The sequence below is a fragment of the Chromohalobacter canadensis genome (assembly GCF_029544075.1).
Classification (GTDB): Bacteria; Pseudomonadota; Gammaproteobacteria; order Pseudomonadales; family Halomonadaceae; genus Chromohalobacter; species Chromohalobacter canadensis_A.
Genome location: NZ_JAJQJH010000001.1, coordinates 651098 through 670866, shown reverse-complemented (window position 1 = coordinate 670866; position 19769 = coordinate 651098). Strand labels below are relative to the sequence as shown.

Annotated in this window: 18 protein-coding genes; 3 read left to right on the top strand and 15 right to left on the bottom strand. The window is 64.7% G+C overall.

The window, feature by feature from the left end; all coding sequences use genetic code 11:
• Window positions 1-3 precede the first annotated feature (3 nt).
• On the bottom strand, window positions 4-1338 hold the full coding sequence (locus tag LUN51_RS03110) for an NCS2 family permease (protein WP_277810089.1): 1335 nt from the start codon (window positions 1336-1338) through the stop codon (window positions 4-6).
• A gap of 186 nt (window positions 1339-1524) precedes the next feature.
• Between LUN51_RS03110 and LUN51_RS03105 the strand changes: the two genes are divergently transcribed.
• Both LUN51_RS03105 and asd read left to right on the top strand, forming a co-directional pair.
• Window positions 1525-2355: a sulfurtransferase gene (locus tag LUN51_RS03105; RefSeq protein ID WP_277810088.1), complete on the top strand. Its 831-nt coding sequence runs from the start codon at window positions 1525-1527 to the stop codon at window positions 2353-2355.
• 99 nt (window positions 2356-2454) lie between these two features.
• Window positions 2455-3291, top strand: a complete 837-nt coding sequence (asd, locus tag LUN51_RS03100; protein WP_277810187.1) for an archaetidylserine decarboxylase — start codon at window positions 2455-2457, stop codon at window positions 3289-3291.
• Window positions 3292-3449: 158 nt separating this feature from the next.
• Here the strand turns inward: asd and epmA are convergent, their stop codons facing one another.
• Together epmA and efp are read right to left on the bottom strand one after the other, a co-directional pair.
• The gene (gene epmA, locus LUN51_RS03095) at window positions 3450-4424 is read right to left on the bottom strand and encodes an EF-P lysine aminoacylase EpmA (RefSeq protein WP_277810087.1); all 975 of its coding nucleotides are present in this window, start codon (window positions 4422-4424) and stop codon (window positions 3450-3452) included.
• A 162-nt stretch (window positions 4425-4586) separates the two neighbouring features.
• The gene (gene efp, locus LUN51_RS03090; RefSeq protein ID WP_040242404.1) at window positions 4587-5153 is read right to left on the bottom strand and encodes an elongation factor P; all 567 of its coding nucleotides are present in this window, start codon (window positions 5151-5153) and stop codon (window positions 4587-4589) included.
• Window positions 5154-5264: 111 nt separating this feature from the next.
• Between efp and epmB the strand changes: the two genes are divergently transcribed.
• Window positions 5265-6335 (top strand): EF-P beta-lysylation protein EpmB, encoded by a 1071-nt coding sequence (epmB, locus tag LUN51_RS03085; RefSeq protein WP_277810086.1) that lies wholly within the window; start codon window positions 5265-5267, stop codon window positions 6333-6335.
• 31 nt (window positions 6336-6366) lie between these two features.
• Here the strand turns inward: epmB and LUN51_RS03080 are convergent, their stop codons facing one another.
• The 12 genes from LUN51_RS03080 to LUN51_RS03025 all read right to left on the bottom strand — a co-directional run bounded on the left by LUN51_RS03080 (window position 6367) and on the right by LUN51_RS03025 (window position 19559).
• Window positions 6367-6960: a DUF4202 domain-containing protein gene (locus LUN51_RS03080; RefSeq protein ID WP_277810085.1), complete on the bottom strand. Its 594-nt coding sequence runs from the start codon at window positions 6958-6960 to the stop codon at window positions 6367-6369.
• Window positions 6961-7022: 62 nt separating this feature from the next.
• Window positions 7023-7484 (bottom strand): DUF3465 domain-containing protein, encoded by a 462-nt coding sequence (locus tag LUN51_RS03075; protein WP_075368995.1) that lies wholly within the window; start codon window positions 7482-7484, stop codon window positions 7023-7025.
• A 7-nt stretch (window positions 7485-7491) separates the two neighbouring features.
• Complete coding sequence (leuA, locus tag LUN51_RS03070) at window positions 7492-9207, bottom strand: 2-isopropylmalate synthase (protein WP_277810186.1); 1716 nt, start codon at window positions 9205-9207, stop codon at window positions 7492-7494.
• A gap of 388 nt (window positions 9208-9595) precedes the next feature.
• Complete coding sequence (locus LUN51_RS03065) at window positions 9596-9949, bottom strand: protealysin inhibitor emfourin (protein ID WP_277810084.1); 354 nt, start codon at window positions 9947-9949, stop codon at window positions 9596-9598.
• Window positions 9946-10992: a M4 family metallopeptidase gene (locus LUN51_RS03060; protein WP_277810083.1), complete on the bottom strand. Its 1047-nt coding sequence runs from the start codon at window positions 10990-10992 to the stop codon at window positions 9946-9948. The genes LUN51_RS03065 and LUN51_RS03060 overlap by 4 nt, the downstream gene beginning before the upstream one ends.
• A 68-nt stretch (window positions 10993-11060) precedes the next feature.
• A complete protein-coding gene (locus LUN51_RS03055; protein ID WP_277810082.1) occupies window positions 11061-11954 on the bottom strand; it encodes an alpha/beta hydrolase in 894 nt (297 codons plus the stop codon).
• A gap of 90 nt (window positions 11955-12044) precedes the next feature.
• Complete coding sequence (locus tag LUN51_RS03050) at window positions 12045-12863, bottom strand: alpha/beta hydrolase (RefSeq protein WP_277810081.1); 819 nt, start codon at window positions 12861-12863, stop codon at window positions 12045-12047.
• Complete coding sequence (locus LUN51_RS03045; RefSeq protein ID WP_277810080.1) at window positions 12841-13590, bottom strand: ABC transporter ATP-binding protein; 750 nt, start codon at window positions 13588-13590, stop codon at window positions 12841-12843. Before LUN51_RS03045 ends, LUN51_RS03050 begins: the two co-directional genes overlap by 23 nt.
• Window positions 13591-13652: 62 nt before the next feature.
• Window positions 13653-14729, bottom strand: coding sequence for a FecCD family ABC transporter permease (locus LUN51_RS03040; protein WP_277810079.1), 1077 nt, complete (start codon window positions 14727-14729; stop codon window positions 13653-13655).
• 67 nt (window positions 14730-14796) lie between these two features.
• Window positions 14797-15909, bottom strand: a complete 1113-nt coding sequence (locus tag LUN51_RS03035) for an ABC transporter substrate-binding protein (RefSeq protein WP_277810078.1) — start codon at window positions 15907-15909, stop codon at window positions 14797-14799.
• 249 nt (window positions 15910-16158) lie between these two features.
• Window positions 16159-16929, bottom strand: a complete 771-nt coding sequence (locus tag LUN51_RS03030) for a 2,3-dihydro-2,3-dihydroxybenzoate dehydrogenase (protein WP_277810077.1) — start codon at window positions 16927-16929, stop codon at window positions 16159-16161.
• Window positions 16920-19559 carry an amino acid adenylation domain-containing protein gene (locus tag LUN51_RS03025; RefSeq protein ID WP_277810185.1) on the bottom strand — a complete coding sequence of 880 codons (2640 nt, stop codon included), beginning with the start codon at window positions 19557-19559 and terminating at the stop codon, window positions 16920-16922. Before LUN51_RS03025 ends, LUN51_RS03030 begins: the two co-directional genes overlap by 10 nt.
• Window positions 19560-19769: the final 210 nt, after the last annotated feature.

The window sequence follows — 19769 nt, the reverse complement described above, 5'->3', positions numbered from 1 at the left end:
GTCTCAGCCTTCGAGCAGCAGCAACAGCGAAAGCGCGAACAACACCCACATAGTGGGCTTGATTTCCTCGGTCTTGCCCACCGCCAGCTTGACGATTACGAACGTTAAAAAGCCGAAAGCGATCCCGTGCGTGATCGAATAGGTAAAGGGAATCAGCACCATGGCGACGAAGGCCGGGATGGCGTCGTCGAATTGGTGCCAGTGGATCTTGCGGATGGGGTCCATCATGAACACGCCGACCAGAATCAGGGCTGGCGCCGTGGCGATCGCCGGCACCAATGACAATAGCGGCGAGAGGAACAGAAACGGCAGGAACAGCACCGCCACCACCACCGCGACGAGCCCCGTGCGGCCGCCCTGACTGATCCCCGCAGCGGATTCCACATAGGCATTGGCCGGGCTGGTTCCCAGCGGACCGGAGATCAGCGCCGCACTGGCATCGACGATCATCGAGCGCCGAATGTTGCGCGGGTTGCCATCGGCATCTTTCAGGTTGCCCGCCTCGGAAACCCCCATGAAGGTAGAAAGCGCGTCGAAAAAAGTCGTGAACAGCAGCACGAAGATGAACGGCCAGTACGCCACCGACAGCGAACCCCATAGATCGAGTGCCATCAGACCGCTGAGATCCGGCATCGAGAAGACACCGTTGAAGTTAACCAGCGTCGACGACGCCATGTCCTCGGGAAAGTAACGGCTACCATCACCCCACCAACGGCCGATCGGCACGCTAGCCAATGTAGTGAAAACAATACCCAGAATCAGCGCGCCGGGCACGTTACGCACCACCAGCCAGGCGGTAACCGCGAAGCCGATGAGAAACGTCACCAGCACCGGGTCGAGCGAGGCCATACCCACCACGGTGACCGGATTGGGGACGATGAACTGTGCGTTGACCAAACCGATGGTGGTGATGAATAGACCGATGCCGCAGGCGATGGCATAACGCAATTGCGCCGGGATCGCATCGATCACCAACTGACGCGCATTGAACGCCGCCAGCAACGCAAAAATGACCCCGGCCCAGAACACGCAGCCCAGCGCGGTCTGCCATTCCATGCCCGCCCCCAGCACCATGGTGTAGGCGAACAACGCGTTGATGCCCATGCCAGGCGCCACTAGGATCGGGTTCTTGGCGTAAAACCCCATCATCACACTGCCGAAGAAACTGACCAGCACGGTGGCTGTCAGAGCACTGGAAAAGGGTACGCCGGCATCACTGAGCACCGTCGGATTGACGACGATGATGTACATCGAAGCCAAAAAGGTCGCAATCCCCGCCAGGATCTCGGTGCGCGGGGTGCTCCCCTGGGCCCGGATGCCGAAAAGTCGTTCGAACACGTCGCGTTCTCCACACAGGTTGGGTTGGGATGAGACGTCGCGCAGTATAGCCAATCTCGCCTCCCATACTCATCCCCCCGGCCTTGCCTGATCAGTCTCTGACCACGCCATGGCTGCAAAAAGCACCTCCCCTGTGCCATGATCTAACAAGCATTCACGCGCCTCACGTCTACGCGGGAGAAGACCATGAGTTCCGAAGACAACCTGCTGCCGCTGATCGTCGAGCCCGAGCAGCTCGCCGAGCATCTCGGCGCCCCCGAACTATTGATCGTCGATGTACCGCTCAAGGCCGACAGCTACACCGACGGCCACGTACCCGGCGCGGTGTTTCTCGATCATCGTCGCCTGCTCGTCGGCAGCGGCACGGTGCCCAACGACGTCCCTGACGAAGAGGCGCTATCCAAGCTGTTTTCCGAACTCGGCCTGACTCGCGACACGCACGTCGTCGCCTATGACGATGAAGGCGGCGGCTGGGCTGGACGCCTGCTATGGACACTGGAGCTCATCGGCCACACCCGGTATTCCTATCTCAACGGCGGCATTCATGCCTGGCGCGCCGATGGGCAACGCGTCGAGCGCGAACCAAGCACGCCCACGCCCAGCGATTACCAGGCGACTATCCATCACCCCCAGACCCAGATCCGCCGCGAAGAACTCATCGACCGCCTGGATGAACGTGAGCTCGCGGTCTGGGATGCTCGCTCGCCGGACGAATATCGCGGCGAAAAAGGCAAGAACGCCCATATGGGACATATCCCCGGCGCCGTCAATTTCGAGTGGACGGATGCTATGGACCCTGAACGCCACCTACGTTTGCGCGATTACGCCGAACTCATCGCCGAACTCGAGGCGAAAGGCCTGACGCCGGACATGGAGATAGTCACCCACTGCCAGAGCCACCACCGCAGCGGCTTCACCTGGCTGGTGGGCAAGGCCCTGGGCTTCGAGAAGATGCGCGCCTACCCCGGCTCATGGCAGGAATGGGGCAACCGCGACGATACGCCGATAGAGAAGTAAGCCCCGCGCCCATCCTTGTGCGATGCGCGCATGCCGGGAGCTATTGCGTCCATGACGCCACGCCCCTATCGTGTCATGCCTTTCGACCTTGCCGTGGATATGCCCGTGGATCGCGACGAACTCTTCGCCAGAATTCAACACCCCCTTCCCCACCACCTGATCTCGCGTGGGGTGGGCAAGCTTGCTGAGAGCCGCACGCCATGGCTCAAGGACTGGGCTATTCGGCGTTTCATTCGTGCCTTCGACGTCGACATGAGCCAGGCCGTCGACAGCGATCCCGAGGCCTACGCCTGTTTCAACGACTTCTTCACCCGCGCGTTGCGCGCGGATGTCCGGCCTATCGGCGAGGGCATCGTCTCCCCCGCCGATGGCACGCTGTCGCAGTTCGGTTCCATCGACAACGGCTCCCTCGTCCAGGCCAAGGGGCACACCTATTCCCTGACCGCCTTGCTGGGGGGCGATACCCACCGCGCCGCGCCGTTCCGGGATGGCAGCTTCGCCACCGTCTATCTGTCGCCGCGCGACTACCACCGCGTGCACATGCCCGTCACTGGGACCCTACGCGAAATGGTCTATGTGCCAGGGCGGTTATTCTCGGTCAATCAAGCCACCGCCAACCACGTGCCGGGGCTGTTCGCCCGCAACGAGCGTCTGGTCTGCCTGTTCGACACCGAACACGGCCCGTTGGCGATGGTGCTGGTGGGCGCGATGATCGTAGCCGCCATCGAAACGGTCTGGGCCGGCCAGGTCTCGCCACTCAGCGGCCGCGTGCAGACGACACGCTTCGACGAGCCCATCGTGATCGAAAAGGGGCAGGAAATGGGTCGCTTCAAACTCGGTTCCACCGTGGTGATGTGCTTCGGCCACGACGTCGCGTTTCGCGATGTCTGCACCGACGGCCTGGTGGTCAGCATGGGGCAATCGCTCGCTTCCTGAGCCCATTGACCAGGATAGAGTCGCCGGGCGGGGCAAGGCGAAGCGAGGATCTTTTTGCCATGGATGGCAAAAAGTAGCGCCTAAGGAGGGTTTACAGCGCGCTCGCGGCGACTTGCTCCGTCAGGCTGGCGACTTGTTCCATCAGGCTGTGCCCGGCGCTAACAACGTGGCGTGGCAAACGCCATCACCTCCGCCACGCTCGCCTTGCCCAACGCCAGCTGGATCAAGCGATCCATGCCCAGCGCCACGCCACTACCGGAGGGCATGCCCGCCTCGAGCGCCGCCAACAGGCGGACATCGGCATCCACCTCGCCGCGCCCTAGCCGCTGGCGTTCTCGATTATCCTCGACAAAGCGCGCGGCCTGCTCCTCGGCATCGGTGAGTTCATCGTAGCCATTGGCCAGTTCCACCCCTTGCCAGTAGACCTCGAAGCGCGCCGCAACGACCTCGCCATCTTCGGGATCGCGATGCTTGCGGGCCAGCGCCGCCTGACTGGCTGGATAATCGACGACGACCTCCAGCCCCTCTTGGCCGAGATGCGGTTCGATGGCAAAGGCCATCAGTGCGTCCAGGCACGCATCCCGCTCGGCATCGTGCAGGTCCATGCCGGTCTCGCGCTCGGCAGCCTGACATAATGTCGTCAGCGACGCAGTGAAGGGATCGAGCCCCACCTGAGTGCGAAACAGCTCGCGATAGCGGCATTGCCGACACGGCCCGGGGTCGCGCCCCAGCACGTAGCGAATCAACGCCTGGGTCTCGGCGATCAACTCATCCAGCGTGTCGCCTGGCCGATACCATTCGAGCATGGTGAACTCGAGATTGTGGCGACGCCCCACCTCACCGTCGCGGAAACTGCGCGCCAGTTGAAAGACCGGCCCGCTCCCCGCCGCCAGCAAGCGCTTCATGTGGAATTCCGGCGAGGTCTGCAGCCACAACCGTTCGCGCCCAGCCGGGGTCGTGGCCTCCAGAGACAGGCTCGCCAGGTGCGGATCGGTGCTGCCACCATGGCCCAGCATCGGGGTTTCCACCTCCAGCACATCACGCTCGGCGAAAAACGCTCGCACACGTGCCAATAGCCGCGCCCGCTCGCGCAGCGTCTCGATACTCGCCGAGGGTCGCCAGTCGGTGGTCATCAAACGCTCCTTTAGAAACGACAAAGCCACGCCGAAGCGTGGCCAAATCCAGCAACAATCTCTGCTCGAAGCCCTGTGGGAGGGAACTTGTTCCCGATAGACCTGTAGCGACCTCTATCGCGAATAAATTCGCTCCCACGACGGCTAAGCCCGAAGCCCGGGTCAGGCCCGCGAGACGTATTCGCCGTTACGCGTATCGACCTTGAGCACTTCGCCTTCGTTGATGAACAGCGGCACACGCACCACCGCGCCGGAGGACAGCGTGGCCGGCTTGGAGCCGCCCTGTGCGGTGTCGCCCTTGAGGCCGGGGTCGGTTTCGACCACTTCCAGCTCGATGAAGTTGGGCGGCGAGACGGCGATGGCGTTGTCGTTCCACAATGTCACGGTGTAGACGACCTGCTCCTTGAGCCATTTCTCGACATCGCCGATGGCCTTCTTGTCGACCGCGTACTGCTCGAAGGAACCGTCAGTGCGCATGAAGTGCCACATGTCGCCGTCGCTGTAGAGGTACTCCATATCCAGCTCCAGCACATCGGCACCTTCCAGCGACTCGCCGGACTTGAAGGTCCGGTCCCAGACCCGACCGGTGATCAAGTTGCGCAGTTTGACGCGGCTGAATGCCTGGCCCTTGCCTGGCTTGACGAACTCGTTCTCGAGGATGCTGCACGGATCCCCGTCAAGCATGACTTTCAGACCGCCCTTGAATTCATTGGTAGAATACGTCGCCATGATGCCTCGCTAAGTTGCATGCGTCGTAGCGTGCGCTACGCAGATTGCTCGATGCGCCTCGTCATGGGATGACACCACCGCCATCACGAGGCCCATAGGAAATAGCCACCAATGATAACCCGAACATCCATCGCTTTGCAGAGCGAGAATGCCGTGCCCAGTGAAGACACCTCCGAAGGTGCCACGTTGACCCCGCGTCAGCGCTCCCAGGACTGGCAAGCTCAACTGAGCGACGCGGTGCGCGACCCGCACGCACTATGTCGGCACCTGGGGCTCGATCCGGCCTGGTTGCCGGGCGCCGAGCAGGGGCATGACCTGTTTCCGGTACGCGTGCCTCATGCCTATCTATCGCGCATTCGTCATGGCGATCCGGACGACCCCTTGCTACGCCAGGTGCTGCCCCTCGACCGGGAGAGCGAGCCTGTCGCCGGTTTCGTCGGTGACCCGCTTGAGGAAGCCGAGCATCGCCCGCGTCCAGGATTGATCCACAAGTATCGCAACCGCGTGTTGCTGATCGCCAGCCCGGCCTGCGCAATCAATTGTCGCTACTGCTTTCGCCGGCACTTCCCCTACGCCGAGAATTCACCCTCGCGCGCGCAGTGGGAATCCACGCTCGACTACCTGCGTCAGGACACTTCGATCAACGAGGCCATTTTCTCCGGTGGCGATCCGCTGGCCTCGCCGGACCGGCGCCTGGCCTGGCTGGCCGAACGCCTTGCGGACATTCCACATCTCAAGCGCCTGCGTCTGCATACGCGCCTGCCAGTGGTGATTCCCGACCGCGTCGATGGCGCCCTGCTCGACTGGCTGGCGGCCACACGGCTGCAGACCGTGATGGTCGTGCACATCAATCACCCCAACGAGATCGATACGCACGTCGCTGAGGCCATGGCACGGTTGCGCGGCGCCGGCGTCACCCTGCTCAATCAGAGTGTGCTACTGCGCGGCATCAACGATGACGTCGACACCCTCGCCCAACTTTCCGAGCGGCTTTTCGAGGTCGGCATCCTGCCGTATTACTTGCACGTGCTCGACCCCGTCGCCGGGGCCGCGCATTTCGACGTATCCGATAGCGAGGCGGTCATGCTGGTCGAGACGCTACGCACCCACCTCGCCGGCTTTTTGATGCCGCGACTGGTACGCGAGATACCCGGCGAGGCCAGCAAGACACCGCTGGCCTAGGTCGCTCACGGTTGCCGACGACCAACCGGTCTCACGCCGACAGGGCGCGCGCCACGATCTCGCGTTCCCGCTCGGGCAGCGTCAGCGCTGATGCCAGCTCGTGCCCACGCGGGGACATCTTGCGCCAGGTCTTGGCAACGATGCGCACCAGCTTGTCGTCATCATGCTCGCGTGCGAAATCGCTGAAATAATGCGCCATGAAGACCAGGCAAGCGGTGTCTTCCAGCGCTTGGGTGTCCGCGTCACGTTTGAGGTTCTCCTTGCGGATCAAGGCACCGACATGCTCCACCGCCGCTTCGTCGTAACCTGCCTCGCGTACGATCGTCTCGGCCAACGCCGCTTGGCGGCGTCCTAGATCGCGTCGCCAGGCTAGATAGCCGGGACGATCGCGCGGGTAGTCGTCGCGCGGTACTTCCCAGCGCCGCAGATGCTGGGCGCGCACCGCTAGTTGCAACGGTTCCGAGGCCTCCGGAGCGACCCGCGCCAGCCAGTCGCTCATGCGCTGCGCATAGAGCAGCTCGGCGGGCCGTTCGCCGTCTCCCTCCGTCGCCTCGCGCTTAGGATCCTCAGCATGGGCGGCATCCATAGCCGCCTGCGCGCGCTGAAAGGGCGTGCTCTCGGTCATGCTGACCTCCTTAGGATTCGTGCCCGAACGTGCGTGTCTGAATGTGTATATCTAAATAAGACTCATCGATAGCGCTGCCCGCGATATTCCAACCAGCCGTCGAGATGATCGCCGCCGGGGTCGCGATGCGTCCAGTGCACGACACCGCCCTCAGGGTTCCATTCGTATTCACCGAAGAAGCCCACCGTGTCCCCAACGCGCAGCCCCTCGAGCCGGGGCGCCAGATCTATGTTGTGCGCGATGAGTACGGTCTGGCCGCTCGACAGGCGCAGGATGAAGCGCTGATGGCGGCTACCTTCATTGTCATCCGGCAGCACGCGCACCACCTCGCCGCGTGCCTCGACCTGAAGCCCACTGTGGTGCTCCTGGTAGGCCTCGCGCAGCGTCACGACGCCCGAGCGCGCGCCCTCGCCAGCCGACGGTGCCGAAACCGATGGCGCCAGGACCGCCAATGCCCCGGCCAACACGAGTACCGCCGCCGCGAACGTCAGGCCGAGGAGGATCGCGCGGCGACGCATGCTCATGGCGTCCTCAGGCCTCGCCAAGCGTCTCGGCGGTGACGTTGGGCGCCGGCGCCTGCTGGGTACGCCAATGACGGTTCAACGCACCGAGTACCGCCTTCATGGAAGCGCTAGTGATGCTCTCGTCGATACCGACCCCGAATATCGGCGTCTGCTCGACACGCACCTCGACATAGGCCACCGCTTCGGCATCGGCACCCTGGCCGCGCGAATGCTCATGATAGTCGATGATCTCGACATCCAGTCCATGCGCCGCCAGAGCCTTGATGAAGGACGCCAGAGGGCCGTTACCCTCTCCGGTGACATGGCGACGCTCGCCCTGTTCATCGATCTGGGCGTCGAGACGCACGCGGGGGCTATCGTCATCCGAACTCAAGCGATGATTGATCAGCGCGTAAGGATCGCGGCTGGTGAGGTATTCGTCCTCGAAGGTGCGATAGATCATTTCTGATGTGATCTCGCGCCCGGTGCGCTCGGCCACCGTCTGCACCACCTGGCTGAACTCGATGGACAGGCGACGCGGCAACTCGATGCCGTGCTCCTGCTCGAGCAGGTAGGATACCCCGCCCTTGCCCGACTGACTGTTGACGCGGATCACCGCCTCGTAGGAGCGCCCCACGTCGAGCGGGTCGATAGGCAGGTACGGCACGCCCCAGGGACTTTCGGGATTGTCGCGGCGTTCAGCCATGCCCTTCTTGATGGCGTCCTGGTGTGATCCGGCAAAGGCCGTGAATACCAGGTCACCGACATAGGGATGGCGCGGATGCACCGGCAGCTGGTTGCAGTGTTCGACCTCACGCATCAGCGGCGTGATATTGGAAAAGTCGAGCTTAGGATGCACGCCTTGGGTGTACATGTTCATCGCCAGTGTGACGATATCCACGTTGCCGGTGCGCTCGCCATTGCCGAACAGCGTGCCTTCTACGCGATCGGCGCCGGCCATCATCGCCAGCTCAGCCGCCGCCACGCCGGTGCCACGATCGTTGTGCGGATGCACGCTCACCACCAGGCTATCGCGCCGCGCGACGTGACGGCAGAACCATTCGATCTGGTCGGCATAATGGTTGGGCGTGGCGATTTCCACGGTTGCCGGCAGATTGACAATCATCGGCTTGGCCGACGTCGGTCCGTAGACCTCGCTGACCGCGTCGACGATGTCCACGGCGAAGTCCAGCTCTGTCGAGGTAAAGAGCTCCGGCGAATACTGGAAGGTCCAGTCGGTTTGCGGGCGAGCCGCCATCATGTCCTTGATCTGCGCCGTGGCGTCCTTGGCGATCTGGATGCATTGTGACTTATCGACGCCGAATACTACCCGACGGAAGACCGGATCGGTGGCATTGTAGACGTGCACGATAGCGCGCTTGACGCCTTCCAACGCCTCGAAGGTGCGCTCGATGAGGTGCGGCCGCGCCTGAGTAAGAACCTGGATGGTGACGTCATCGGGGATCGCGTCGTCTTCGATCAGCTCACGCACGTAGTCGAAATCGATCTGCGAGGCCGAGGGGAAGCCGACCTCGATCTGCTTGAAGCCGGTCTTGACCAACAGATCAAAGAAGCGCCGTTTGCGCTCGAGATCCATAGGATCGATCAGCGCCTGGTTGCCGTCGCGCATGTCCACGCTGCACCACACGGGCGGATGCGTGATCCGCTGCGCCGGCCATTGGCGATCGGGCAGGTCGACGGCCTCGAAGGGGCGGTATTTGGTGGAGGGATCCTTGAGCATCATGGCGTTATCTCCTTCTGCGATGTTCAAATTACAGGAATCGGAAAGCACTTCCCCGGCCTGAAACACGATGACGCCCCGCAGCGGATAAGCACCACGGGGCGTCGGCAGCGACATGGCGCCTCGGCGCGCGATCTTCATCGCGGACCGAAGAGCGCCCGACAACGGGGCGAAAAGCATTCGGGAAGGTCGGGGGGAGAGCGGCGGTATTCGACATGGCTGACATTTTCTTCTTTGGACTGGGCTTCGTTAGACCGAGAGGGTGACGATGCACAAGGCATCCGCCGGCTCATAGGCCGATGGTAAGTCGTGGGTCTAAACGTAGTAGTCGCATGTCGAAGATCGTCATATAGCTAACTAAACAGCTGCACGCATGGCTGTCAACCGCCGCTCACGGTGAAGACGCCTCCTCATCGAGCGCCGTATGACCGTCTCGCCATAGACGCACCAGCCACGCCGGGGCATGCGGCTCGTCGAGACAGCGCTGCCAATGTGGCTGCCCGGTACGGCGCGAGGAAAGAGTGAGACGGAAAAAACGACCGTCGGGCGAGCTACGCTCCGCCTCGGGCAGTGCCGCCAGGGATCGCAACCCCGCATCTAGGTGTGCCCACTGCAAGGTCGTCAGCTGATCGCAATCGATCTCACGCGGCGCGGCCAATCCCGGTAGATACGCGAAACCGCCCTCTCGCGTGACCGCCAGGCGCGTATCACCCGACAGTACAGGCAGCTCGTCGGTGTCACTCATGAGATGACGCCCACCTCGCGCCAGGCCTCATCCACCGCGCGGTGCTCGCGGCTCTCGAGCCCATGCAGGCGCTCGGCGTGATCGAGCGTCAGGGCGGCGAAGGCCGCGAAATCCGCTTCTCGACTCAATCCCGCGTCGCGCATCGCTGCGTACCATACCGGCCCCACGCTTTCCCACGCAGGTGACTCGAGGGCCACCGCGGCAAGGTAAAACGCACGATTGGGAATACCTGAATTGATATGCACGCCACCATTGTCGGCTTGCGTGTCGACGAAATCGCGCATGTGGCCCGGCTGCGGATCACGCCCCAACACGGGGTCATCATATGCCGTTCCCGGCGCCTGCATGGAGCGTAACGCCCGACCTTGCACCTGGTCGGTCAATAGCGCCGCGCCGATGAGCCAATCGGCCGCCTGGGGCGATTGACCTGTATGGTACTGCTTGACCAGCACCCCGAACACATCGGCCAGCGACTCGTTGATCGCCCCGGCCTGATTGGCATAAATCAGGCCGACATCGCGCTCTATCACGCCGTGAGTCAATTCGTGCGCGACGACTTCCGGCGCCGCCGTGAAGCGCCGAAACAGGTCGCCGTCGCCGTCACCGAAGACCATCTGCGCACCGTTCCAGAAGGCGTTGTCGTAATCGCGGCCGTAATGCACGCTGCCGATCAGCGGCATGCCTCGATCGTCGATGGAGTCGCGCCCGAAGACCTCCCAGTAGAACCGGTAGGTCGCACCCAGCCACTCATAGGCCTCGTCGACGGCCGCATCCCCATGCGCGGCCTGGCCTTCTTCCCGCACCAGACGGCCGGGCAGCGTCTGTTCGTGGTCGGCGGAATGGATGCGGCGGTCGGCCCGCCCGGCGACGGCCCGCGCCGCGTCGCGCACTGGCGGCGGCGAGGCGCGTAGACGGAACCACTGGTCGGCCTGCAACGTCTGCTGAGCACAACGCCGCTGGCGCTCGGTACCCTGCAGCGCGATTCGATCGAGCACGTGCGGCGGCATGAAACCGGAAAACTTCGCCCTTCGTGAAGACGCCATTCAATCACCCCCAGCGAATCGAAACATATCCATGAGTTTGATCCAATCCAAGTCTTACCGCCGCCATGCTACTGTTCCGATTTGTCAAGCCGACTTTTGTCCAGAAATCGCCATAGCGCCCGCACCGCCGGCCACATGACATTACCATGGTCGGAGCCAGTGAACGTCTGGTGCTTGACGACCCAATGAGGATGGTGCGACTTCAGCCATTGAGCAAAGCAAGCGACATTGTCGCACATCGCCGGCAAAGCGTTGGACCGGACACCGGATCTCTGCGCGAATGCCGGCCTGCGTCCCCGTTCCTGAGCGCCGGCGCCCAGCAAGACACGAGCTTTTACGCCGCCCGGCACCGAGGGCAACTCATACAGGAAGCCATTGCCCCACCACAGCGACGGGCTGATAGCGATGTAATTGCTGAACAGCGGCGGCCGGGTCAGTGCGGTGTACAACGCGAACAGACCACCGTAGGAGTGCCCCAGCAGTGCTCGACGCGAGGCATCGACCTCAAACCGATCAGCGATCCGCGGCAACAATTGGTTCTGAAGAAAATCCTGGAAATGCTCCGCGCCGCCCACGGGCCGGCCCCGCGAATCGACCGCCGGCATGTTCGATACTGCCGGTGTGTAATCTTCGCTGCGTGCGGAACCGTTGAAACGACGGGTATCGGGATAACCAATGCCGACGATCAGCCAGGGGCTGGTGTCACCGTCCGGCCCCCGCAGCGTCAGGCTGTCGCGCCCCATCACCACCAGCGGAAAGCGCGCATTGCCATCGAGCACGTAGAGTACCGGATAGCCGCCGGCTGGCGGCGATGCGTCGGGCACGGAGACCTGAACGAGGTAGTCGCGTCCCGTGGCATCGCCATGCATGACCCATTGTTGACTATCCGGCAGGACCACAGGCTGCGTCACGGAATCGGCGGTCACGCTCGGCGCCTGGGCAGCCGCCCAGGTCGCCTGCAAGACGGCTGTCCAAAACAGGCAGTTGCAGATCCAAAAACGCAATGCATTAGACGTCATAACGCAGTACCGCGACAATATTGAACGGCCCCATCACGGAGCCAACGCGAAGCGCAGCGTGCGCTGAATGGCGATCATCAGCACCGAGGCGTGATCCTCTTCGGGGAAGTTGTGGAATCTCACCCGCTCCTCGCCCAGAACGCCACTTAGCGCCCGCGCCATCGACTGCGCCCGGGGTATCATCCGGCGCTCCCGGCGCCGCTGCATGAGCTGCTCGTAACCGGGCGCGAGACGCTGCCAGGGGGCGGCCTCGCCCTCCCACTCGCCGACCGCGACGAATACGCGAGCCGCATGGCCCCGCAGCGCGGCCATCCGCTCGTGCAGACCAGCCTCGTCCCACCAGATCGAAGGACTGATCGCGGCGAAGGTCCGGAATGCGCCGGGCCGGGCCATCAGTGCATACAGCACGAAATAGCCGGCCAGCGAATGACCGAACAAAACCTGTCTCGCGCCATCCAGCGCGAACTCTTCACGCAGCCCGGGCGCCAGTTGATCAACGATGAAGGTCAGAAACGCCTCGCCCCCGCCCGCTTGCGATGCCGGCACCAGCGTCGAGGGGCCGAAGGTGTAGTCTCGATAGCGCCGCTCGGTAGCAAAGAGCTCGTCTCCCTCATGCGCGATACCCACCACGGCCGCCGCCCCGATGCCCGTCGCATCCGGACGGCGGCTGCCACGCAAAATCGCCTCCACGAAGGTCGCGAACAGCGCATTGGCATCAAGGACGTAGATGACCGGCCAGCCTGCCTCCGGCGGCTGTCCGGGAGGCATCCACAGACTAATGCGATAGGGCGTCTCGTTGGCCATCGCGCGCACTATTCGTGTCTGGGTGTCAGCGAAACGCGGCATCATCATCCAACACATCCTCGATCGTGATTTGCAACCTGCCCTTGGCGCAACATTCGACACTGGCGCTCACCCCGTAGACGCGGGCCAGGGTTTCCGACGTGATGGCCTCCGCCGGTGTGCCGGTCGCCGCCACGCCACCGCGCGACAGCATCACGATGCCGTCCGACCAGCGCGCCGCGATGCTCAGGTCGTGCAGCACTATCAGCACGATCATGCCGCGCTCGCGGGCCAGCTCGTGCACCAACCGCATCACCCGTAGCTGATACTGCAGATCCAGTGCGCTGATCGGCTCGTCGAGCAGTAGCACGCGCGGCTCGCGTGCCAGCACCTGGGCCAACGAGACGAGCTGACGCTGGCCGCCGGAAAGATGCTGCAGGCTTTCCATGGCCAGATGGATGATGCCGACACGCTCCAGCACCTCGACGGCACTCCGCTCCAGCGCGGCGCGCTGCGGGGCCGTGGCTCCCATGGGTGAAGCGCGCAGCGCACTGATCACGCTTTCCAGCACGTTCAGCGCCACCCCTTGCGGCAGGCTCTGCGGCATGTACGTCACGCGGCGGGACCACTCGACCAACGGCCGTCCGATCAACTCGCGGCCCTGCAGCCTGACCGACCCGGTCGCCGGCAGCAGCCCGGCCAACGCGCGCATCAGCGTGCTCTTGCCGGCGGCATTGGGCCCCACCAATGACGTCACGTCACCGGCATGGAACGCCGGCAGGCTGATCTCCTGCATGATCCTGCGCCCACGGTATCCCGTGGACAGCCGGCTGACCCGCAGCCTATCGTCGACATCGCTCAAGCGCTTCTCCCCGGACGCCAGAAGATGAGAAACAGGAACACCGGCACGCCAACGATGGCCGTGACAATGCCCACCGGCAGCAGCACGCCCGGCACCAGCACCTTGCTCGCCGCCGAGGCCAGCGACATGATCAACGCCCCGGTGAACAGACTGGCAGGCAGTAGAAAGCGATGATCCTCGCCCAGCAGCAAACGGGCGATGTGTGGCCCGACGAGGCCAATGAAGCCGATCGTCCCGACGAAGGCGACGGAGGTCGCCGCCAATACGCTGACACGCAACAGGGACATGAAGCGCAACCGCGCCACATTGATGCCGAAGCTCCGGGCACGGTCCTCGCCCAGCCGTAGCGAGGTCAACCGACCGGAGGCGAGAAACGAGAATGGCGTGACCGCCAGCAGGACCACGCCCAGCACGGTCACGTTGGCCCAGGTCGCCCGCGACAAGGAGCCCATGCTCCAGAAAACCAACTGCTGCAGCGCCGCCTGAGAGGAGACGAACTGCACGAACGCCACCAGCGCATTGAACACGAACACCAGGGCGATCCCCAGCAGCACCACGGTCTCGACACCGGCGTCGCGCAAGCGTGCCAGCAACTGAAGCAGCAGCACCGAACCCAGGGCGCACAGAAAGGCGTTGAGCGATACCATCCAGTCCATCGGCACGAACGGCAGGCTGATCCCCATCACGATGGCCAGCGCGGCCCCGAACGACGCCGCCGACGAGACCCCCAGCGTGAACGGGCTGGCCAGCGGATTGTTGAGAACGGTCTGCATCTCCACCCCGGCAAGCGACAGTGCGGCCCCCACCAGCAACGCCATCAGCGCATAGGGAATGCGTACCTGCCAGATGATCGCCAGTTGAGGCGCTGTCAGGTCGTCGGGCGAGAGCAAGCCGGCCAGGAGCTGGTCGAGCGTCAGCGCCGAGGGACCGGTCACCAGATCCAGCACGAAGGCGGCCAGGCACAGCACCGCCAGCCCCGCGAGGATCGCAATCCGCCACGCCACCATCCGGCGGTAAGCCGCCAGCACCGAGGCCGATTCGGCGGATACGTCTTTTACAGTGGTCCCATCCAATTGAGCTGCCTCTTTCTATCAGTCACACCCGGCAAGGATGCCAGGCCAAGAATGCCGACTCGCCAGCCTACTTCAGATCGACCCAGCCTACCCCCTCATAGGGCACCGCCAGGAAACGGCGATTGATCATTTCCAGGGTGCGGCTCGGGGCCACGTCCTCGAACATTTCGGGGTGAACCCATTTGGCAAACGCTTCGATGGCGACGGTATCGAGCGGCGAGTTGAGCAACTGGTGGGCCAGGCCGTGCACGTTGCCCTGCTTCACCGCCGTCAGTTGGGCGATGCCTGGACGCTGGGCAATACTCGCCAGCGAGCTCCGCGCACGGCGCGCATCGACGCCTCCGCCCAGCACCAGCCCTCCCGTTTTGCGCAGATCGGGCCCGCCGGTGGCGATGTAGACGTGCGGATCGCTGGCGATGATGTATTCCAGGTTCAGCTTGCCAGCGGCCTTTTCCAGCACGTCCGCGCCGATATTATGCCCGCCGACGAAATCGATGTAGTCCCCCATGCCGCCCTTGCCCGGCGAGAAACAGCAGTCGTTGGTGATGCCGGCATGGGCTTCCACGAACACGCTCGGCCGCTTTGCCGCGGGGATATCCGCGACGCGCTGGGAAATCCGCCGCAGATGCCGGTCGCGAAAGTCGAGGTAAGCCTCGGCCCGGGCCTCGTGGCCGGTCAGTTGGCCCAGAATACGCAGGCTGGGAGCCTGATGGGCGAACGGATCATTGAAGAAATCGATGAACACCACCGGGATGCCGGCCGCTTCCAATTGCGCGAGCTGGGCGTCGCTGGGGCCGCGGCCGAGCGACATCAGGGCCACGTCCGGGGCCACCGCCAGCACCGATTCCATGTCAAAGTTCTCCGCCGAACTCGCCACCGTCGGTAGCGTTTCCAGGGCCGGAAACGCCTTGCGATAGCGCGCGTAGGACGCCTGGCCGAGGCGTTTGATGTCTCGCGGCCAGGCCGCCAGCAGATCCACCGGAGCGGAGTCGATCAGCGACAGCGCGATCAGAAAGCGCCCGTCGTCGATGGTCAGGCTGTCGACCTGGCCCGGCACCTCGACCGTGCGGCCACGCAGATCGACGATCTCCTTGGCCAGCGCCGGCAACGGCAGCAGCCCCGCCAGCGTGACCAGCACGATGGCGCAAACGGCACCGAAACCGCGCGCGTGTCGCTTCATGAAACCTTCTCGCATTGGATTTCCTCGTGGAACAGGCAGCGGATAAACCGGCGAGCACGGCATTTATTGCTCAGAATCTGTGTACGATCTCGCGAGCCAGGGGAACGCCGAATAAATCGGCGAGCAGGATGAAGCGGGCGTCGCCACGCCGCAAGGCGCACGGAGCGCAGCAACCGAAGCCTATGGGGTATAGGTGAGGATTGCGAGCACCGCGCAACGCAGCGATTCGCCTGCGCAGCCATTTATTGCTCAGGCACGAAGCGTCGCCCCGCCATCGACATAGAGATCCCCCATGGCAATATGCCCGGCCTGGTCGGAAAGCAGAAACATCACCGCGTTGGCCACGTCTTCCGGCGTGGCCAGCTTGCCCAGCGGAATCCCCGCCTTGTAGACCCCAGGCATGCCCTCGATGACCCGCTGGGCGCCATTGTCGTCCTGCCACATACCAGTCTGCATCGGGGTCAGCGTCGAACCCGGCGCGACGATGTTGCAGCGAATGCCCAGCGGTGCCAGCTCCAGCCCCAGGCAGCGCGTGAACATCGTCGCCGCGGCCTTGGACGCCGCATAGGCGGCCATCGCATGGCGCGGCACCCCGGCGGCGTTGGACCCCACGGTGACGATGGCACCGCGCCGGCGTGGCGTCATTGCCCGGGCCAACGCCCTCGAGACATGGAACACACCGTCGGCGTTGACGGCGAAGACCCGACGCCATTCGTCGTCGTCGAGCGTGTCGATGGTGCCGGACTGCAGCACGCCGGCGACGTTGACGCCGATGTCGATGGGCCCGATGTCGCGCTCGACCCGCTCGACCAACGCATCGACCGCACCGGAGTCGGTGACATCGAGCGTCTCGGCATGGACCGCCGGCGCCTCAGAGCTGAGCTCCAGCACCGGCGCGGCCAGGTCGCTGGCGACCACCACGCTGCCGCTGGCTTGCAGCAGCCCGACCAGCGCCGCGCCGATGCCGCCGCCGGCCCCGGTGACGAACGCCACCCTATTCTCGAAGCCACTCAGTTGCATAAGGTTTCTCCTGTCGAGGCCTGTGCATCCCAGCGGCGCAGTCGCTCCGAAAGTAGCGGCGCGATTCGCGCGGCGGCGTCGCGGCCGGTCATCTCGGCATGCAGGAGCGGCAGCTCGATCGCCTCCACCGCCGCCGCATGGGGCTCCCAGAGCCGTGCCTGCAGATCCGGCTGCTCGGCATGGTCGCGCCCGGCGCGAAGGTGCAGCAGGGTCCCGCCGTAGCGGGCATGATAGTGGTTGCGGACCAGACGATTGGTGCCCGTGACCGCCCGCACCACCCCGTCCAGCGCTGGCTCGGGCAGATTGCCGAGCGTGCTGTCGCCACGCCGCAGGAAGGCGACCACCTTCTCGCGGCTGTCCAGCTCCGGGTGGCCCTCCGGATCGTAACCGGCGATGGCCAGCAGGGCGCGCAAGGCAGCGACCGGATCGGGTTCGGGCTCGGCGCGCCAGCATTCGGCGGGATAGGCGTCCAGCAGCGCCACCAGCCCGACCTCGCGCCCCAGGGCCTCGAGCCGTACCGCCATGGCTTGGGCGATGACCCCACCGACCGACCAGCCGAGCAGATGCACCGGCCCTTGCGGGTGCAGCTCGACGACATGCGCCACGTACGCCTCGGCCAGCGCCTCGACGCTCGCCGGCAGCGCTTGCAAGGGGTCCAGTGCCGGCGACTGCAGCCCGAAGGCCGGGCGCCGTGGCATCAGGGCGCGGGCCAGGTCCCGGTAGTTCCAGGCGATCCCGCCGGCCGGATGCACCGCGAAAAGCGGCGCCGGGCCGGCGGTGTCCGGGGTCAGTCGTACCCAGGGGCCAAGCCCGTCATCGGCCATGGCCGACGGCGTGTCGATCAGTGCCGCCAGGCCCGCGACGGTCGGAGAGGAGAACACCACGCCCAGGCCGAGGTCCCGGTTCCAGCGTTGCCGGATCGCCAGCAGCAGGTGAACCGCCGACAGCGAGTCGCCCCCCAGGGCGAAGAAATCGGCGTCGGCTCCAATCGACCGCTCTTCAGCGGGGCTTTCACCAAAACTTTCATCAGGGCTCGCGCCAGGCCCCTTACCCAACACCTGGGCAAACAACGCTGCCATCTCGCGTTCCGTCTCACTGCGCGGTGCCCGCCCCTGCTGAACCTGGGCCAGTGCCGGCGCCGGCAGCGCCTTGCGGTCGAGCTTGCCGTTGGCGGTCAGCGGCCAGTCGTCCAGCGCGACGAACGCTGCCGGCACCATGTAGTCCGGCACCCGCGCGGCCAGGTGGGCCCGCAGCCGGGCGGCATCGAGTTCGTCGCCGAACTGGGCGCTTGGTTGGGCGCCCGCTTGAATCGATGCATTCATCTGCACATAGGCGACCAGGCACGGTTCGCCGGGGAGGTCCTTGCGCAGCAGCACTTCCGCGCGCGTCACGTCCGGCGCCGAAAGCAGCGCGGCCTCGATCTCGCCCAGTTCGATGCGCAGGCCGCGCAGCTTGACCTGGTCATCGCCGCGGCCAAGGAATTCGACCACGCCATCCGGCCGCCAGCGCGCCACGTCACCGCTGCGATAGAGACGCCCGCCGGTGACGAAGGGATCGTCGATGAAGCGCTCGGCGGTCAGCTCGGGGCGCCCGAGATAGCCGCGTGCCAGTTGCACGCCGCCGAGATAGAGATCGCCGGCCACGCCGGGCGGCAGCGGCCGCATCCGCTCGTCGAGTACGTACAACCGGGTGTTCCACACGGGAAAGCCGATCGGTACCGGCCGCGAGTCGTCGTCGCGCCCGGCCGGCCACCAGCTCACGTCCACGGCGGCCTCGGTCGGACCGTAGAGATTGAACAGCTCTGCGTCGATGGTGTCATGGAAGCGGTCGCGCAGGGCGGCGTCCAGCGCCTCGCCGCTGACGAACACCCGCCGTAGTCCCAGTCCCCGTGCCTCGGGCACGGCCAAAAACGCCGCCAGCATCGACGGCACGAAGTGCAGCGTGGTGATGCCCTGCTCGCGGATCAGTCGGGCGATCGCCCGGGGGTCGCGATGCGCGTCGGGCGGCGCCACCACCAGCGTCGCCCCGGCCAGCAACGGCAGGAAGAATTCCCACACGGAGACGTCGAAGGTCACCGGCGTTTTCTGCAGGATGCACTCGTCGCTGCCACTGCCGCTGCCGCTGCCGTTACAAAAGCCAAAGTGCTCGCGCATCCACACCAGGCGATTGACGATGGCGCGATGCTCGATCACGACGCCCTTGGGTTCGCCGGTGGAGCCGGACGTGTAGATCACGTAGGCGGCATCTTCGGGACGCGGGCCGGCATCCAGCGCGGACTCGTTCGCGTGCTGCCACTGCGGCGGCGGCAATAGCGGCCAATCGCCGAAACGCGCGGTTTCATCGGCCCAGGCCAGGACGCAGGCCGGACGCGCCGAATCGAGAATACGCCGCAGGCGATCATCGGGGTGGGCCAAATCCAACGGCAGATAAGCCGCCCCGGCCCGCTGCACGGCCACCAGCGCGATCACCAGCTCCAGCGAGCGCGGTAGCGCCACGGCGACCATCGATTCACGCCCCACACCGTGCTCGCGCAGTTGCAGCGCCAGTGCCCGCGTACGCCGTTCGAGCTGAGCGTAACTCAGCGCGTTTCCGGCATATTCCAGGGCAATGGCCTGCGGTAGTGCCGCCATCGTCGCCTCGACGAGCGCCACCAGGGTGGTATCTGCCACCGGGCGCGCGGTGGCGTTGACCTCGTAAAGGTAGCGGCGGGCCTCGTCCGGAGTCGCCAACGGCACGTCGCAAGGCTTGCCGCCCTGGGCATGAGTCTCGAGCGCAGCAGCCAAAAACGCCGGCAAGCGTGCCGCATGCGCCTTGACCTGATCCCGCGTGTAGAGCGCCGG

Bases quoted from the DNA above. Each gene is read 5' to 3' on its own strand.
- epmA (WP_277810087.1), bottom strand. From the start codon at position 4,424: ATGACCACCGACTGGCGACCCTCGGCGAGTATCGAGACGCTGCGCGAG.
- LUN51_RS03105 (WP_277810088.1), top strand. From the start codon at position 1,525: ATGAGTTCCGAAGACAACCTGCTGCCGCTGATCGTCGAGCCCGAGCAG.
- LUN51_RS03050 (WP_277810081.1), bottom strand. From the start codon at position 12,863: ATGATGATGCCGCGTTTCGCTGACACCCAGACACGAATAGTGCGCGCG.
- LUN51_RS03030 (WP_277810077.1), bottom strand. From the start codon at position 16,929: ATGCAACTGAGTGGCTTCGAGAATAGGGTGGCGTTCGTCACCGGGGCC.
- LUN51_RS03060 (WP_277810083.1), bottom strand. From the start codon at position 10,992: ATGGCGTCTTCACGAAGGGCGAAGTTTTCCGGTTTCATGCCGCCGCAC.
- LUN51_RS03035 (WP_277810078.1), bottom strand. From the start codon at position 15,909: ATGAAGCGACACGCGCGCGGTTTCGGTGCCGTTTGCGCCATCGTGCTG.
- efp (WP_040242404.1), bottom strand. From the start codon at position 5,153: ATGGCGACGTATTCTACCAATGAATTCAAGGGCGGTCTGAAAGTCATG.
- LUN51_RS03080 (WP_277810085.1), bottom strand. From the start codon at position 6,960: ATGACCGAGAGCACGCCCTTTCAGCGCGCGCAGGCGGCTATGGATGCC.
- leuA (WP_277810186.1), bottom strand. From the start codon at position 9,207: ATGATGCTCAAGGATCCCTCCACCAAATACCGCCCCTTCGAGGCCGTC.
- LUN51_RS03075 (WP_075368995.1), bottom strand. From the start codon at position 7,484: ATGAGCATGCGTCGCCGCGCGATCCTCCTCGGCCTGACGTTCGCGGCG.
- LUN51_RS03045 (WP_277810080.1), bottom strand. From the start codon at position 13,590: ATGCAGGAGATCAGCCTGCCGGCGTTCCATGCCGGTGACGTGACGTCA.
- epmB (WP_277810086.1), top strand. From the start codon at position 5,265: ATGATAACCCGAACATCCATCGCTTTGCAGAGCGAGAATGCCGTGCCC.
- LUN51_RS03025 (WP_277810185.1), bottom strand. From the start codon at position 19,559: ATGGCGGCACTACCGCAGGCCATTGCCCTGGAATATGCCGGAAACGCG.
- asd (WP_277810187.1), top strand. From the start codon at position 2,455: ATGCCCGTGGATCGCGACGAACTCTTCGCCAGAATTCAACACCCCCTT.
- LUN51_RS03065 (WP_277810084.1), bottom strand. From the start codon at position 9,949: ATGAGTGACACCGACGAGCTGCCTGTACTGTCGGGTGATACGCGCCTG.